This is a genomic window from Pseudomonas sp. P4_D7, from assembly GCF_056401755.1.
On the sequence record NZ_JBFUIR010000005.1, the window covers coordinates 89,583 to 105,042 of the forward strand.

At 60.0% G+C, this 15,460-nt stretch carries 14 protein-coding genes; 9 read left to right on the forward strand and 5 right to left on the reverse strand.

The genetic code is table 11. The features are described 5' to 3' along the window. Positions 1 to 34: 34 nt before the first annotated feature. The 3 genes from AC1DVF_RS05870 to AC1DVF_RS05880 all read right to left on the reverse strand — a co-directional run bounded on the left by AC1DVF_RS05870 (position 35) and on the right by AC1DVF_RS05880 (position 3,043). Positions 35 to 1,018 (reverse strand): TauD/TfdA family dioxygenase, encoded by a 984-nt coding sequence (locus tag AC1DVF_RS05870; RefSeq protein WP_099758494.1) that lies wholly within the window; start codon positions 1,016 to 1,018, stop codon positions 35 to 37. Between the two features lie 39 nt (positions 1,019 to 1,057). Continuing rightward, complete coding sequence (locus AC1DVF_RS05875; RefSeq protein WP_116255258.1) at positions 1,058 to 1,798, reverse strand: thioesterase II family protein; 741 nt, start codon at positions 1,796 to 1,798, stop codon at positions 1,058 to 1,060. 72 nt (positions 1,799 to 1,870) lie between these two features. After that, positions 1,871 to 3,043, reverse strand: coding sequence for an MFS transporter (locus tag AC1DVF_RS05880; RefSeq protein WP_093431924.1), 1,173 nt, complete (start codon positions 3,041 to 3,043; stop codon positions 1,871 to 1,873). A 263-nt stretch (positions 3,044 to 3,306) separates the two neighbouring features. Here AC1DVF_RS05880 and AC1DVF_RS05885 point away from each other — a divergent pair, with 263 nt between their 5' ends. The 6 genes from AC1DVF_RS05885 (at position 3,307) to AC1DVF_RS05910 (ending at position 9,360) form a co-directional block, all read left to right on the forward strand. Beyond that, positions 3,307 to 4,308: a family 2 encapsulin nanocompartment cargo protein terpene cyclase gene (locus AC1DVF_RS05885; RefSeq protein WP_477782215.1), complete on the forward strand. Its 1,002-nt coding sequence runs from the start codon at positions 3,307 to 3,309 to the stop codon at positions 4,306 to 4,308. 91 nt (positions 4,309 to 4,399) lie between these two features. Further along, a complete protein-coding gene (locus AC1DVF_RS05890) occupies positions 4,400 to 5,200 on the forward strand; it encodes a glucose 1-dehydrogenase (protein ID WP_093431918.1) in 801 nt (266 codons plus the stop codon). After that, positions 5,193 to 7,019, forward strand: a complete 1,827-nt coding sequence (locus AC1DVF_RS05895; protein WP_320337299.1) for a glycoside hydrolase family 15 protein — start codon at positions 5,193 to 5,195, stop codon at positions 7,017 to 7,019. Before AC1DVF_RS05890 ends, AC1DVF_RS05895 begins: the two co-directional genes overlap by 8 nt. A gap of 394 nt (positions 7,020 to 7,413) precedes the next feature. After that, positions 7,414 to 7,803 carry a hypothetical protein gene (locus AC1DVF_RS05900; protein ID WP_093431912.1) on the forward strand — a complete coding sequence of 130 codons (390 nt, stop codon included), beginning with the start codon at positions 7,414 to 7,416 and terminating at the stop codon, positions 7,801 to 7,803. Positions 7,804 to 7,815: 12 nt separating this feature from the next. Further along, positions 7,816 to 8,448, forward strand: a complete 633-nt coding sequence (locus AC1DVF_RS05905; RefSeq protein WP_099758487.1) for a BRCT domain-containing protein — start codon at positions 7,816 to 7,818, stop codon at positions 8,446 to 8,448. A 12-nt stretch (positions 8,449 to 8,460) separates the two neighbouring features. Continuing rightward, entirely contained in the window at positions 8,461 to 9,360 is a 900-nt protein-coding gene (locus AC1DVF_RS05910) for an alpha/beta fold hydrolase (protein ID WP_460090300.1), read from the forward strand. On the opposite strand, the gene AC1DVF_RS05915 is transcribed toward AC1DVF_RS05910, so the two are convergent. Beyond that, entirely contained in the window at positions 9,329 to 10,312 is a 984-nt protein-coding gene (locus AC1DVF_RS05915) for a GlxA family transcriptional regulator (RefSeq protein WP_116255253.1), read from the reverse strand. The two genes, AC1DVF_RS05910 and AC1DVF_RS05915, sit on opposite strands and share 32 nt — an antisense overlap. A gap of 89 nt (positions 10,313 to 10,401) precedes the next feature. Here AC1DVF_RS05915 and inhA point away from each other — a divergent pair, with 89 nt between their 5' ends. The 3 genes from inhA to AC1DVF_RS05930 all read left to right on the forward strand — a co-directional run bounded on the left by inhA (position 10,402) and on the right by AC1DVF_RS05930 (position 13,801). Next, a complete protein-coding gene (gene inhA, locus AC1DVF_RS05920; RefSeq protein WP_414926865.1) occupies positions 10,402 to 11,088 on the forward strand; it encodes an isonitrile hydratase in 687 nt (228 codons plus the stop codon). A 253-nt stretch (positions 11,089 to 11,341) separates the two neighbouring features. Next, positions 11,342 to 12,133, forward strand: coding sequence for a CPBP family intramembrane glutamic endopeptidase (locus AC1DVF_RS05925; RefSeq protein WP_099758484.1), 792 nt, complete (start codon positions 11,342 to 11,344; stop codon positions 12,131 to 12,133). 102 nt (positions 12,134 to 12,235) lie between these two features. Beyond that, positions 12,236 to 13,801, forward strand: a complete 1,566-nt coding sequence (locus AC1DVF_RS05930) for a methyl-accepting chemotaxis protein (RefSeq protein ID WP_460090298.1) — start codon at positions 12,236 to 12,238, stop codon at positions 13,799 to 13,801. A 244-nt stretch (positions 13,802 to 14,045) separates the two neighbouring features. Here the strand turns inward: AC1DVF_RS05930 and AC1DVF_RS05935 are convergent, their stop codons facing one another. Further along, the gene (locus AC1DVF_RS05935; protein WP_099758482.1) at positions 14,046 to 14,411 is read right to left on the reverse strand and encodes a DUF6124 family protein; all 366 of its coding nucleotides are present in this window, start codon (positions 14,409 to 14,411) and stop codon (positions 14,046 to 14,048) included. Between the last annotated feature and the right edge of the window lie 1,049 nt (positions 14,412 to 15,460).

The following is a 15,460-nucleotide window of genomic DNA, read 5'->3' on the forward strand; positions in this document are numbered from 1 at the left end:
CTTCGGCTGCTTTACCACCAGGCGTGGGGATTGCTCAGAGCGGCCCCTGTGAATGCCCTTCAGCCATGGCGACAATCACTTTGCGCGGCCCCTCGAATGGCGAACGCGCGTGCGCCGAGAGCATGTTGTCGAGCATCAGCACATCGCCCTCCTGCCAGGGAAAGCTGATCGCGCACTCATCGAGCACCGCGCGAATCTGCGCCAGCACCTCGTCTTCAATCGCCGAGCCATCGCCGTAATAAACGTTACGCGGCAAGTCTTCTTCGTCGACGATATCGAGCAGGCTTTCGCGCACTTCCGCTTGCAGATTGGAAATGTGGAACAGGTGCGCCTGATTGAACCAGACGTTGTCGCCGGTCACAGGATGCACCGCCACCGCCTGACAAGTCTGGCGGGTGCGCAACTCACCGTCGTCCTTCCATTCGCAGACAATGCCGTGGGCCTTGCAGTAGGCCTCGACGACCTCGCGATCGTCGGTGTTGAACACGTCTTCCCAAGCCACATCCAAGCCGTTGCCGAAGTTGCGCACATACATCAGCCCTTTGCTGACGAAGCGCTCGCGAATCGCCAACGGAATGCGCCGATAAACTTCACGGCTGTCGGCAATCGGCGTCTCGCCGCCGGACTTGGCGGCGATCATGCTGTAGAACCAGATCTTCATCGGCCAGTCGCGGGAATAAGCCTGCTCGTTGTGCAGCGGAATGCTCTGGTGCGCCGGGTATTCGGTTGAGGTGTACACACCCTGCGTCACGTTGGTGCGCGGCGTCGAACCGAATTCATAGTTCAACAACGGATGGCCAAAACTGGCCGCAAACTGCCGGAACTGTTCGGCACCGTTCAGACGGAAGCCGCGAAACAGCACCCCGCCGTCGCGCAGCAGATGCTCGTCCACCAGTTCTTTCAATTCATCGAACACCGCCAACAAGTCAGTGTCCGCATCGGTCGCTTCCACCAACAACGGCAAGCGCCCCCGTTGCGGCAGCAGTGGCCGAACGGAAAATCCCACAGCAACAGCCATGACTGGCCTCCTGTAATCACTCGATAGGTGAACCGCGCGCTAAAACGCCGGTGCCGTAGCCTGCGCATGACGGCGCTGATGGACTTCCAGATGGGTCTTGATCGTGCGGATGACCCGGGCTTCGTGTTCATGAATGAAGAAATGCCCACCGGTCATCATGTCCACGGAAAAACTGCCCAGGGTTTCCTTGCTCCAGCCGATCAGTTGCTCGGTGGTCGCGCGGTCTTCCTTGCCGCCCAGCACGTGCACCGGGCAGTTGAGCAACGGCCGCTGCGCCGGCGTGAAACGCCCGCACATCATGAAGTCCGCGCGCAGCACCGGCAGGGTCAGGCTCATCAGTTCTTTGTTAGCCAGCACTTCTTCGCTGGTGCCCTGAAAAGTGCGCAGCTGATCGATCAATTCCTCATCGCTGCGCGCTTCGGCAAAGCCGCGATCGTAGTCACTGCGCATCGTTGGCGCAGCAGTACCGGAAGCGAACAACGCCACCGGTTCCGGTACCCCGAGTTCGCGAAAGGCATGCGCCATCTCGCACGCTAGCAGCGCGCCGAGGCTATGCCCGAACAGTGCGTAAGGCGTCTGCAAGCCAGCCTTGTGCTCGCGGGCCAGTTGCCGGGCCAGCGCACGCATGTCGATTTGCAGGGGTTCGTCGAAACGGGCACCGCGCCCGGGCAGCTCCACCGGTTGCAAGTGCAGCCACGACGGCAGTTGGCGCCGCCAGCGGCTATAGACCATGGCGCTGGCGCCCGAATAGGGCAGGCACAGCAGTGTCAGCTTTGTCACCGCGTTTACCTCAATAGGGTTATCTGTAAAAGAGAACGGATGAGATAGCGCGGGAATTAGTCGGTTAGCCGATCACTTCAGATGACGGAAACTCTGCACCGCCGATGCGAGGACTACCGCCCCGGCTGCAATCGCCAGCCAGAAGCCGCTGCGCGCGCCGAAGGCATCGACCAGCGCACCTGCGCCGGCGGCGCCCACCGCCACGCCGATACTCAAACCGGTCACCAGCCAGGTCAGGCCTTCAGTGAGCTTGGCCGGCGGTACGATGCGCTCGATCAACGCCATCGCCACAATCAGCGTCGGTGAGAAGAACAGCCCGGCGACGAACACCGCCACCGACAATCCAACAATATTGCTCGCCAGCAACAGCGGCAATGTGGTCACCGCCGTCGCCACTCCACCGTACAAAAACAGCTGCGGCAACGGCAGCTTCGAGCGCATCGCACCGAACGCGATACCGGACAGGAAAGAACCGATTCCGTACACCGACAACACGATGCTCGCCGCCGCCGGCTGCCCCTGTTGCTGGGCGAACGCGACGCTGACCACATCAATCACACCGACGATGACGCCCATGGCGGTCATCAACAACAGCAGCCATTGCATGTCCGTGGAGCGAATGATCGAGCCTTGATGGTGTGGCTCATGCGGATGCACCGAGGGCTCCGTGCTGCGCTGGGCGACAAACGCGGTGACGCCGACCGCCAGCATCAACAGTCCCGCCAGTGGTCCGGCCTCGGGAAACAGCGTCACGCACAGCCCCACCGACAGCGGCGCACCGACGATAAAGCAGACTTCATCGAGTACTGACTCCAACGCATAAGCCGTCTGTAACTGCGGCTGGCCACGATAGATCTCCGTCCAGCGCGCCCGCACCATCGCCGACATGCTCGGCATGCACCCGGCCAGTGCGGCAAAGATAAACAGCGTCCAGTTCGGCGCCTGCAACCGCGTGCACAGCAGCAACAGCAGCAGCGCCCCGCCGCCGATCAATGCCGATACCGGCAGAATGCGTCGCTGCCCATAACGGTCAACCAGACGCGATACCTGCGGCGCGCAAAACGCTGTGGCCAGGGCAAAGGTTGCCGCCACCGCGCCGGCCAGCGCATACCCGCCCTTCAACTGCGACAGCATGGTGATCACGCCGATACCGGTCATGGAGATCGGCATGCGCGCGATCATTCCGGCCAGGACAAAATTCCGTGCGCCGGGGGCGTTGAACAATTCGCGGTAGGGGTTTGCCATGGACTGCAGCCTCATCAAGGGCCGCCAAGTTGCCATAGGGTCGGGTGGCGTGGAAGCAGGGAATTGTTGGTGGAATGTGAAGGTGCGAAGCCCCGGGTCGTTTCGCTGAACAGATGACTCAGTCGCCCCTGCCGGCCTGCCGCTGGCAACTGACCAGACCGACAGAAACCTCCGTCAGACTCTGGATCCAGGATGACCATCTGTCGCAAAGCGCGCAGACCTGTCAGGTCTGACAGGTGCCTTTTTTCGCCAATCGGGCTCTGATGACCCTGCGCTCAACCGCGAAGGAATCGCCGATGCAATCGCCCTGGACTGTCCCGCTGCTGTATGGACTTGCCCCTTTTAGAGTCGACCCGTCTCTGGCGGCAGAAGTGGATGATCGCCTCATGCCGTGGATCGAGCAGGTCGGGATTTTTCCAGGCCAGCACAAAAAAGTGCGGGCGATGGGCTTCGGGCGCTTCGCTGTGCTTTGTCATAACGATACGGATGATCCGGACCGCCTGCTGCTGGCGGCGCAATGTTTTGCCGCCCTGTTCGCCGTCGATGATTACTACTGCGATGACGAGAGAACCGGATCTGAACCGAAAATGGTCGGCCCACGCCTGTCCGTGGCGCTGGCAGCGCTGGAACCGGTTTACTTGAGCGAACGGTTCCGCCCCGGCCTTGAGCGGGCATTGAGCGGCGATCCGGTATTGGTCGCTCTGCGCGGGTATCTGGCGCGGGTGGAGTCCTTCGCCACACCGGCACAGGTGGCACGCGTGCGCCATGAAATCATCGCCATGTTCGTGACCATGAGCGCCGAAGCGGCCTGGCGCACCGAAGGTCTCACGCCAGCACTTTGGGAATATCTGGCCCACCGTCAGGTCAACAGTTTCCTGCCGTGCCTGTCGTTGATCGACATCATTGCAGGCTACGAACTACCGGCCAATGTGTATAGCGCACCCGACGTGCGACGCGTGACGGCACTGGCCGCCAGCGCGACGATCATTGCCAATGATCTGTTTTCGGCGCTGAAGGAGCAGCAAGCCGGAATCGGTGACTTCAACCTGCCCTTGCTGTTGATCCGCGAACAGCACTGCTCGCCGGAACAAGCAATGGCGCAAAGTGCCGCCATTCACGACGAGATCATGCATTTGTATGAGGCCGCAGAACAGGCCGTAATGCCGCACGCATCAGCGCCGCTCATACGTTACCTGGGCGGAGTCAAGAGCTGGCTGGCCGGCAATGTGGAATGGCATCGCACCAGTGGTCGCTATCAGGTCTGAAGCTGTCGATCTTTTCATGATCGCAAGATGAACTCTCGCCACCGCCCGTCAGTCAGCTAAATAAGCCCACTGACCCCAGGCGCGATTTTGCATGCATATTTCCCTCGCCCGACAAACAGCCCTGATCACCGGCGCCAGCTCCGGCATCGGCCACGCGTGCGCCAAAGCCCTGGCCGCTGCCGGCGCGGCGGTGGTCATCAACTACAACCGCCAGGCAGAACCTGCCGAAGCACTGGCCCGGCAAATCATTGCTGACGGTGGGCAGGCCATCGCCATTCGCGCTGATGTCTCCAAGGAAGACGAGGTTGAGCGGCTGTTCTCGGCGGCCATCGATGCCTTCGGTTCGCTGGATATTCTGCTGGCCAACTCGGGTATGCAAAAAGATGCCGCCGCTGTGGACATGACCCTCGACGACTGGAACGCGGTGATCGGCGTCAACCTCACCGGGCAGTTCCTCTGCGCCCGCGCTGCCCTGCGGATCTTCAATCGCCAGGGCGTTCGTGAAGGCGTGTCCCGCGCGGCCGGCAAGATCATCCACATGAGTTCGGTGCACCAGCGCATTCCCTGGGCCGGACACGTCAATTACGCCGCGTCCAAGGGAGGTGTCGATCAGCTGATGCAGACCCTTGCACAGGAAGTCAGCCACCAACGCATTCGCATCAACGGCATCGCGCCGGGGGCGATTCGCACGGCGATCAATAAAGATGCCACCGAAGGCGCTGCCGGCGAAAAGCTGCTTGATCTGATTCCCTACGGGCGTATCGGCGACGCGCAAGACGTCGCCAACGCCGTGGTCTTTCTCGCCTCGGATGCCGCCGATTACATCGTTGGCACCACCCTGTTCATCGACGGCGGCATGAGCCTCTATCCGGAGTTTCGCGGCAATGGCTGAGCATCACCTGGAACGACAAAGCCCGATCGACGCCCACGGGATCATCGGCGACATGCGCAGTGCAGCACTGATCAACGACCGTGGCAGTGTGGATTTTTTCTGCTGGCCGGAATTCGACAGTCCGTCGATTTTCTGTTCGTTGCTGGACACCCCGGACGCGGGGATTTTCCAGTTGGCGCCGGACTTGCCGGACGCGCGCCGCGAACAGATTTACCTGCCCGACACTAACGTTCTGCAAACCCGCTGGCTGAGTGAGCGCGCGGTGGTCGAAGTCACCGATCTGCTGCCAGTGGCGGACAACGCCGATGACCTGCCGCTGTTGATGCGTCGGGTGCGCGTGGTCAGCGGCGAAGCGACTTTCACCATGCGCTGCGCCGTGCGCCATGATTACGCCCGAGCCGACACCCGAGCTCAGATGGATCAACAAGACGTGACGTTTAGCGCTTCCGGCCAACCGTCACTGCGCCTGGCTTCGGACCAGCCGATGCAGATCGACGCGCAAGCGGCGGTGGCACAATTCACGCTCAAGCAAGATGAAACGGCGGCGTTCATGCTCGGGGCGACCGATGATCCACGATTCGCCGAAGGCGCCGGACACTTGTGCATGGAACGCACATTGAAGTTCTGGCGCGACTGGATCGGTCAGTCGATTTACCGCGGACGCTGGCGGGAAATGGTCAACCGCTCGGCCCTCGCGTTGAAGCTGCTGACCTCACGCAAACACGGCGCGATTCTCGCCGCCGCCACTTTCGGTCTACCGGAAACGCCGGGCGGCGAACGTAACTGGGACTACCGCTACACATGGATCCGCGATGCCTCGTTCACGGTGTACGCGTTCATGCGCCTGGGCTTTGTCGGCGAGGCCAACGCCTATATGGGCTGGCTGCGCGGACGGGTCAGCGACTGCTGCGGCAAGCCGATGAAGTTGAACATTCTGTACGCCATCGATGGTCGTCAGGAATTGCCGGAAACTGAGCTGTCGCACTTGTCCGGTCACGGCGGTGCGCAACCGGTGCGCATCGGCAACGGCGCTTACGATCAGATTCAGCTGGATATCTTCGGCGAGCTGATGGATGCGGTGTATCTGGTCAACAAGTACGGCGACGCGATTTCCCATGAAGGCTGGAAACATGTGCGCGAAGTGGTCGATCAAGTCTGTGAAACGTGGCAGACCGCCGATGTCGGCATTTGGGAAATGCGCGGTGAGCAGCATCACTTCCTGCACTCACGGCTGATGTGCTGGGTAGCGCTGGACCGGGCGATTCGCTTGGCCTCGAAACGCTCGTTACCGGCACCGTTTGCGCAATGGGACTCGACCCGGCAGGCGATCTACGCCGACATCTGGGACAACTTCTGGAATGAGGAGCGCGGGCATTTCGTCCAGTACAAGGGCGGCACCGCGCTGGATGGCTCGATGTTGTTGATGCCGTTGGTGCGTTTCGTCAGCGCCAAGGATCCGCGCTGGCTGTCGACCCTTGCGGCCATCGAAAAGACCCTGGTGCGCGACGGCATGGTTTATCGCTATCGCAATGACGACAGCAATATCGATGGCCTGGCCGGCACTGAAGGCGCCTTCGCCGCGTGTTCGTTCTGGTACGTCGAATGCCTGGCTCGCGCGGGGCAGGTTGAAAAAGCCCATCTGGAGTTTGAGCAATTGCTGCGCTATGCCAATCCGCTGGGTCTCTACGCCGAAGAGTTCGACGCCCATGGCCGGCACTTGGGTAATACCCCGCAAGCCTTGACGCACCTGGCGTTGATCAGTGCGGCGAGTTTTCTCGACCGCAAGCTGAGTGGGGAAAAGAGTTACTGGCAGCCGTAATTGTCACCAAAGGCTGTAGGAAATAGTCTGCATCAACAACCAATTGTAGGACTGACACCTACGCAAAAGCAGGCTCACTCCCACCCCCTATGGCGAGGGAGCTTGCTCCCGCCGGGGCGCGAAGCGGCCCTGAAATCTGCCTCCCCAAGCCCACTGAAGCACCGGGTTGCCTGACTTTGCGCCTGCTGCACAGCCGAGCGGGAGCAAGCTCCCTCAGCACAGTTTTCAACTGCCGTAAGACTACAAATGGTCAACATCCTCCGAACCGTGCCTGCCCTGCAACTCGCAGTCACACCCGGAAATACCCTGTTGCCAGCTGTTACATCCACCCCTACCATCCACCGCAACGGGCACAGCGGAGCTGTCCAATAAAACCCGAATTCAAGGAACCAGAATGTCCCAGCACGTCCAGCGCACCATCGACACGCCGCTTCGCAGCGGCCTGACCCGCACCCAACTCTGGGAAGCCGCGGACAAAGGCCTGATCAAGTGCTGGGAAATCGGCCGCCAGCGCGCCACCCGCTTCCCCGACCTCGCGCAAAAATGTCTCGCCGGCGAACTGCCCGTGCTCGGCTGGAAAGGTGGCGTGAGCCGCAGCCTGAAGAAAAACGAGAAATATGGCTCGCTGAAGTATCTGGCGCAGTGGCAAGGCTTGCGCGGTGAGGATCTGGATATTGATCTGAGCGAAGAACGCTCGTTGACCTGCTCGCGAACGAAGATGCGGGTGACGTTTACCCCGGATCGAACGAAGTATTTCAATCAGGTGGCGGAAGCTGAGGTTTAAGGAGAAACAGCGATGGTCGATTTGCATCAGGAATTTCAAAACAGCCGTTTCTTTCACGAAGCGCGGATTGACAGGCGTTCGGCCGACGCACTGGCAGGGGTCGCTGCCGGGCTAGCCGCTGATGGCAAGATCAATCAACAGGAAGCCGAGTTTCTCAAGACCTGGATCGAAACCCACTTGGTTCACTTGGGGGATCCGGTGGTAAATATTCTCTACAAGCGTCTTGAGGGCATGCTTAGCGACGGTTTATTGGATGCCGATGAATCGGTGGAATTGCTGGAGATTCTTCATCAGTTCGCCGGCCTGCCAGTGGGCGCAGCACAAACCTTCAGTGTGCCCAACAGCCTGCCGCTCGATAGTCCAGCCCCAACTCTGGACTGTGCCAATCGTGTTTTTCTGTTTACCGGTGTTATGGCTTACGGGCCGCGCAAAGCGTGTGAATCGCTGATCGTAGAACGCGGCGGAATGATAGGTGCAGGTGTCAGCAAGAAAATCCATTATCTAGTGATCGGCAGCATCGGCAATGAACAGTGGCTGCACAGCAGCTATGGTACGAAGATCAAAAAAGCCGTTGAGCTGAGAGACAGCGGCGTGCCAATCGCCATCATCAGTGAAGATCATTGGCAGAAGGTGCTGTTCGGATAACAGGAGCCAGGTATGAGTGGAAAAGCGATTCTGTTCTGCAAAACCGCTAGCCTGACCATTGCCTATGAGGCGCATGGCCCGGAAACCGGTGTGCCGGTGATCCTCCTTCATGGCTTCCCCTATTCCCCTCGCGCTTACGATGAAATCGCGCCGCTCCTCGCCGCTCAGGGTTACCGAGTCATCGTTCCGTACCTGCGCGGTTATGGGCAGACTCGCTTCAACGATGCACAAACACTGCGCTCAGGCCAGCAAGCCGCACTCGCTCAGGATTTGTTGAATTTGATGGATGCACTCTCCATCGAACAAGCCACGCTCTGCGGGTATGACTGGGGTGGTCGCGCGGCATGCATCGTCGCGGCGTTATTTCCGGAACGAGTGCGCGGCTTGGTGACCGGTGATGGCTACAACCTGCAGGACATCCCCAACTCGATTCGACCGCTGGATCCCGAGACCGAGCATCGGTTCTGGTATCAGTATTACTTCCACACGCCACGTGGCGTTGAGGGCCTGAAGCACAATCGTCGGGAGTTTTGTGAGCTGCTCTGGAGGCTTTGGTCTCCGACCTGGTCGCACGCTGCCGAGCGTTTTCCCCTGACCGCGCCTGCCTTCGACAACCCTGATTTCGTTGACGTGGTGATCCACTCCTATCGCCACCGCTTCATGTATGTCGCGGGAGATCCGGCGTTTGAGTTGATGGAAGATTTGCTGATTCGGCAACCGACCATTGGCGTGCCGACCATTTCTTTGTGCGGTGCCGACGACGGTGTCGGCCCTGCGCCACAAGAGGATGAAGACGCAGAGCATTTCACCGGTTTTTATGAGCGGCGTGTGTTGCCCGATGTCGGCCATAACATTCCCGAGGAAGCTCCTGAACAAACCCTCAAGGCATTACTGGATCTGTTGCAGCGCTGACCGAAAACCGCTCCCGATAAGCCTGCGGCGTAACCCCGATAGCCCGCAGAAAACTTCGGCGCAATGTCTCTTCACTGCCAAAACCGCAATTGGCGGCGATGCGTTTGACCGGCAAACCGGTGTCACTGAGCAATCGCCGGGCGGTTTCGACGCGAATCAATTCGATCGCCCGCGCCGGGGTCTGGCCGGTGTCGGCGCGGTAGTGGCGGACGAAACTGCGTTCGCTCATGCCGGCTTGTTCTGCGAGGGTCGGGATGCCGAGGTCGCAGGTGAGATTCTCGGCGATCCACGCGTGCAGTTCATCAAAGCGATTGCCCTGATTCTGCAACGACAAGGTCACGCTGAACTGCGATTGCCCGCCCGGGCGCTTGAGGAACACCACCAGATGCCGGGCGACGTCCAGGGCGATGTCGCTGCCCAGATCCTCTTCAACCATGGCCAAGGCCAGATCGATGCCGGCCGTAACCCCCGCCGAGGTCCAGACCGGGCCGTCATTGATGAAAATCGGATTGGCCTCGACGTGCAAATTCGGATGTTGCTGCGCCAGTTGTTCGCATCGCGTCCAGTGGGTAACCACGCGACGGCCATCGAGCCAGCCGCTCGCCGCCAACAGAAATGCCCCCGTACACACCGAGGCCACGCGTCGGCATTTCGCTCCATGTTCGCGTACCCAATCGACCAAAAGCACGTCTTCAGCGGCAGGATAAATGCCCCAGCCACCGGCGATGATCAACGTATCGCTGGGCGCTTCGGGCAACGGTTCGGCTAACACCGCCAACCCCGCCGAGGACATCACGGGCCCGCCGCCGCTGGCAATCACGCTCGGCGCATACGGGATCGGCAAGCCGCGCTGACGGGCGATGTCGTTGGCCGAGGCGAACACCTGCAAGGGGCCGGTGACGTCGAGGATCTGCATGTTGGCAAACGCGAGTACGTGGATGGCTTTGGGCATTTGGCGTAATTCGTGGGGTTATTGGCGTATGCGCCAGAACCTACGCGCCTACAGTGAAGCCGTCCAGCCCTTTTCATGGAGTAAGAACGATGACGTTGCAGATCGGTTTTCTGTTGTTTCCGCAGGTTCAGCAACTCGACCTGACCGGGCCGTATGACGTGCTCGCCTCGCTGCCGGGCGTGCAGGTGCACTTGATCTGGAAGGATCTGATGCCGGTCACCGCCAGCACCGGACTGCTGCTGAAACCGACCACCACGTTTGAGGATTGCCCGGATCTGGATGTGATCTGTGTACCGGGTGGTGGTGGCGTCGGCGCGCTGATGGAAGATGAGCTGACGCTGGCTTTCATCAAGCGTCAGGCTGCGCAGGCGAAGTACGTGACATCGGTGTGCACCGGTTCGCTGGTGCTCGGCGCGGCGGGTCTGTTGCAAGGCAAGCGGGCGACCACGCATTGGGCGTATCACGATCTGCTGCCGACGCTGGGGGCGATCGCGGTGAAGGATCGGGTGGTGCGTGACGGCAATCTGTTTACCGGCGGCGGGATTACGGCGGGGATTGATTTTGCGCTGGTGCTGGCTGAAGAGTTGGTGGGTGCCGACGCGGCGCAGCTGATCCAGTTGCAATTGGAATATGCCCCGGCGCCGCCGTTCAACGCGGGCAGCCCGGCAACCGCGCCGAGCGCAATTGTCGATGAAGCACGTTTGCGTGCAGCGCCATCGCTGAAACTGCGCACGGAAATAACCGAGCGTGCGGCGGCGAAACTTAACTTGCGCTAGATCCCACGCCAAACGCAAAACCCTTTCTGAAATACCAATCCTCTGTGGGAGCGAGCTTGCTCGCGAATGCGGTGTATCAGTCGAAACAACTATTGCCTGTCACACCGCTTTCGCGAGCAAGCTCGCTCCCACATTGGGATTTATGTTTGGCCAACGGTATTGGAGTTGTCCCGGTTTGCCGCCTCACCTTCACTTGTCCCCCGCCGCTCGTCCGTGTAGAAAGCCCTTCCACAAATTTGCACAGGGACTTTCGATGAAGGCTTTGCCATGGCTCTATCTGGCGCTTCTCAGCCTCGGTTACGGATGGGCGCTGAGTTACGGCCACCTCGGCTGGCTGGCGCTGATCTCCATTGGGCTGCTGGTGTTCGCAGGTTTCGCCGTGCATCTGCAGAAAGTGCCGGTCGCACGTTTTCTCGGCCATGGCCTGTTCATCGTGCTGGCCGTGGCGTTGGCATTGCACTGGCTACCGGGCTTCGCCAACGGTCGCGCCATTGATCCGCAACGCTTCACCGACAACGCCGTGCCGTTCGCGATGTACCTGAACCTCGACAAACCGCTGGTTGGCTTCTGGTTGTTGCTGGTGTGCCCGTGGATTGTCGGGCGACGTTCGTTGCGCCTGAGCGTCTACGCCACCGCCCTCGCCCTGACGCTGAGCGCGGTTCTTGCCATTGGCGGCGCGCTGTTGCTGGGCGTGATCGCCTGGGCACCGAAGTGGCCTGATCAAGCGTGGCTGTGGGTGCTGAACAATCTGCTGCTGGTGACCTTGGTCGAGGAAGCGCTGTTTCGCGGCTATATACAGGGCGGCCTCAGTCAGCGTTTCAAAAATCTGCCCTACGGAGAAAATCTCGCCCTGCTGCTGGCCTCTTTGCTGTTTGGACTGGTGCATGCCGGCGCAGGCTGGACCTGGGTGTTGCTGGCAGGGCTGGCGGGTGTCGGCTATGGTCTGGCCTACCGTTTTGGCGGGCTCGGCGCGGCGATCGCCACGCATTTCGGGCTGAACCTGCTGCATTTTGGTTTGTTCACTTATCCGATGCTCGCCGGCTGAAGCAAGCGCCGTTTTGCGACGCCGTGCTGATTATTGAAAAAAAATTTCAATAAAAAGCTGTCACCGCCGACAACCTTTCAAAGCCTTGCGGATTGAAAAACCATGCGTAACAACCAGCCCATTACACAACGCGAACGGACTTTCCCGGCTCAGCAGCGGTTGATTTCCACAACCGACGCCAAGGGCGTGATCACCTACTGCAACGACGCTTTCGTCGAGATCAGCGGGTTTTCGCGTGAAGAGCTGATCCGTGCGCCGCACAACCTGGTCCGTCACCCCGACGTCCCGGCGGCGGTGTTTTCGCACATGTGGGGCACATTGAAACAAGGCTTGCCATGGATGGGCATTGTCAAGAATCGCTGCAAGACCGGTGACCATTACTGGGTTAACGCCTATGTCACACCGGTGTTCGACGGCAATCAGGTGGTCGGTTACGAGTCGGTGCGGATCAAACCCACGGCCGAACAGATCCGCCGCGCCGAAGCGCTCTACCAACGCATCAACCAGGGCAAGTCGGCGATCCCTTCCAGCGACAAATGGCTGCCGGTGCTGCAGGACTGGCTGCCGTTCATTCTGGTCAGCCAACTGAGCTTCGTGATCGGCGCGACGCTGAACTCGCACTGGGGCTTCGCCCTCGCTGCCGGTTTGTCGGTGCCGCTGGGCCTGATGGGCCTGCAATGGCAGCAACGCGGGCTGAAACGCCTGCTGCGCCTGGCCGAGCAGACCACTTCCGACCCGCTGATCGCGCAGATGTACACCGACAGCCGTGGCGCCCAGGCGCGTCTAGAAATGTCGATCCTCAGCCAGGAAGCACGCCTGAAAACCTGCCTGACCCGTCTGCAGGACACCGCCGAACACTTGACCGATCAGGCCAAGCAATCCGACGTCCTGGCGCACAACAGCTCCACCGGCCTGGAACGCCAGCGTGTGGAAACCGAACAAGTCGCCACCGCCGTCAACCAGATGGCCGCGACCACCCAGGAAGTGGCGAGCCATGTCCAGCGCACCGCTGACGCCACTCAGGAAGCCAATCGCCTGACCGGTCGCGGCCGTGACATCGCCGGCGAAACCCGCGAAGCCATCCAGCGTTTGTCGGTCGTTGTCGGGGAAACCGGCCTGACCGTGACGCAACTGGCCAAGGACAGTGACGAAATCGGCGGCGTGGTTGATGTGATCAAAGGCATCGCCGACCAGACCAACCTGCTCGCGCTCAACGCCGCCATCGAGGCAGCCCGTGCTGGCGAGATGGGCCGTGGTTTTGCCGTGGTGGCTGACGAAGTGCGTCAACTGGCGCAACGCACCAGCGAATCGACCGGGCAGATTCATGCCCTGATCGCCAAGTTGCAGCAGACGGCTTCGAGTGCCGTGCAAACCATGGAAGCCGGACATCGTCAGGCTGAAGAAGGTGTAGCGCGGGTGCTGGAAGCGGATCAGGCGTTGGTCGGTATCAGTGAAGCGGTGGCCAACATCACCGACATGACCACGCAGATTGCTGCAGCGACGGAAGAGCAAAGTGCGGTGGCTGAAGAGATCAGCCGCAACATCAGCAATATTTCGGAACTGGCGGATCAGACGTCGGAACAGGCGCATAACTCGGCGTTGTTGAGTGAAGAACTGACGAAGACAGCGAATACGCAGTACTCGTTGGTGGAGCGGTTTAACCGCTGATTGAACTGGCGATAACATAAAACCCGGAAAGCGAGAGCTTCCGGGTTTTTTGTTGTGTCATTGAATATCTCCCCCTCACCCCAGCCCTCTCCCCCCAAGGGGGCGAGGGGGAAAGGGAGCCGATCTCTGTGCATTTCAGAATTTGAGTTCGACTCGGTATCTCAAGTCGGTGCACCTGGCACATTCACCTCGGTCAGTCCCCTCTACCTCTGGGAGAGGGTTAGGGTGAGGGCCGGCCCAATAACTACTGAGGCAACTTCAGCTTATCCAGCAGTCGATTGACCAACAGCTCGTTGAGCATGATCACCTGTTGCAGCGCCAGCAGCGGTTTGCGCTCCGGGCCGCCTATTGAGTTGGCGATGTTGCCGGCCATGGCGTGGGCGTATGAAAGCGACTCGCTCGCCTCGACCAGCAGGGTTTCGTCATCCAGCGTGGGGTCGACGAGATAGACCGGGCGAAATTTTGGCGAGCTTGGTGGAGCCCCCAGTGCTTCGGGTCTGAGGTAATAGTCGAGGGCGCGGTCGGTTGCTTCTTTGATCTTTTGCGGGCTGAGCGCTGGGTCGTGGGGGATTGGATCAGTGGGTGGTGGGTTTGGTGTGATTTTGAACATAGATAAAGCTCCAATTTGAAAAAACGGGAGCCATCACCCTCGCTACCAAACGGCGGGTGGCGGCCATGCGCGGGTTGGTAGACCGGTCAAATTGGGTAACCCGGCGCTCACAGAGGAGCCCCACGCATGCCCACCATACAAAGCCATATCTCAAAAAGGAGACAGCATCGACAGTGTCGCAACAACGACAATTTAAGGCGGGCTACCAAACCCGATCACTGTTTTTCAGTGACAAGGAAACGATATAGCCCGGCCTGTAGTCGTGTAAGCCGGCGGATTCTGGCGTACGCGTAGGTAACGGCGCAAGGTGTTGTAGGCCCCGTGGCGTAACGGGTTGTGTAATTTAAACGTGCTCACAAAATCATGTTTGCGCACAGGAAATGCTGGGCAGTGCGCGCTTCCAGTTTTTTATCGTGTCAGCGAAATCGCCCCTCACCCTAACCCTCTCCCAGAGGGAGAGGGGACTGACCGCATGGAATGGAAGAGATACGCCGACGTGCGATACCGAGTTGAACTCAGATTCTGAAACAGATCAAAAGCCCCTCACCCTAGCCCTCTCCCCGAGGGAGAGGGGACTGATCGCGGTGTTTGGGAGAGGTACGCCGACGTGCAATAGCGCGTTGAACTCAGGCTTTGAAAAGCCCAAAAATCGGCTCCCTCTCCCTCGGGAGAGGGCTGGGGTGAGGGGCGATAACACCACAAAAACCAAAGCCAAGCGCGCCGTGCTCTTCACCACTCAATAGGCCGAGTGTCAGCTCGCCTGCTTTTGATCTTGATTCACGGGCGACGTCGGAAGGCTGAGTGGAGGGATTGATCCGGGGGTGGGAGCGTAGCGACCGTTTGGCGCAGCCAAACACAGCGAGAGGAGGTGCAGCGAAGCAAACCGGAGACGCTGCGCCCGGATCGATCCCGGAGCGAAGGGACCCCGAGCTTTAGCGAGCGGGCCGCACGTAGGAGCAAGCGTTTTTTTGCTTACTTTTTTAGGCGTTTGTAAAAAAAGTGAGTCGCCGTAAGGGCGAAACCCTAAGTGGGCTTAACCGCAGCAACGA

Coding starts and splice junctions, on each gene's coding strand:
- AC1DVF_RS05870 (WP_099758494.1), bottom strand. CDS start 1,018: ATGGCTGTTGCTGTGGGATTTTCCGTTCGGCCACTGCTGCCGCAACGG.
- AC1DVF_RS05880 (WP_093431924.1), bottom strand. CDS start 3,043: ATGGCAAACCCCTACCGCGAATTGTTCAACGCCCCCGGCGCACGGAAT.
- AC1DVF_RS05885 (WP_477782215.1), top strand. CDS start 3,307: ATGACCCTGCGCTCAACCGCGAAGGAATCGCCGATGCAATCGCCCTGG.
- AC1DVF_RS05890 (WP_093431918.1), top strand. CDS start 4,400: ATGCATATTTCCCTCGCCCGACAAACAGCCCTGATCACCGGCGCCAGC.
- AC1DVF_RS05895 (WP_320337299.1), top strand. CDS start 5,193: ATGGCTGAGCATCACCTGGAACGACAAAGCCCGATCGACGCCCACGGG.
- AC1DVF_RS05900 (WP_093431912.1), top strand. CDS start 7,414: ATGTCCCAGCACGTCCAGCGCACCATCGACACGCCGCTTCGCAGCGGC.
- AC1DVF_RS05905 (WP_099758487.1), top strand. CDS start 7,816: ATGGTCGATTTGCATCAGGAATTTCAAAACAGCCGTTTCTTTCACGAA.
- AC1DVF_RS05910 (WP_460090300.1), top strand. CDS start 8,461: ATGAGTGGAAAAGCGATTCTGTTCTGCAAAACCGCTAGCCTGACCATT.
- AC1DVF_RS05915 (WP_116255253.1), bottom strand. CDS start 10,312: ATGCCCAAAGCCATCCACGTACTCGCGTTTGCCAACATGCAGATCCTC.
- inhA (WP_414926865.1), top strand. CDS start 10,402: ATGACGTTGCAGATCGGTTTTCTGTTGTTTCCGCAGGTTCAGCAACTC.
- AC1DVF_RS05925 (WP_099758484.1), top strand. CDS start 11,342: ATGAAGGCTTTGCCATGGCTCTATCTGGCGCTTCTCAGCCTCGGTTAC.
- AC1DVF_RS05930 (WP_460090298.1), top strand. CDS start 12,236: ATGCGTAACAACCAGCCCATTACACAACGCGAACGGACTTTCCCGGCT.
- AC1DVF_RS05935 (WP_099758482.1), bottom strand. CDS start 14,411: ATGTTCAAAATCACACCAAACCCACCACCCACTGATCCAATCCCCCAC.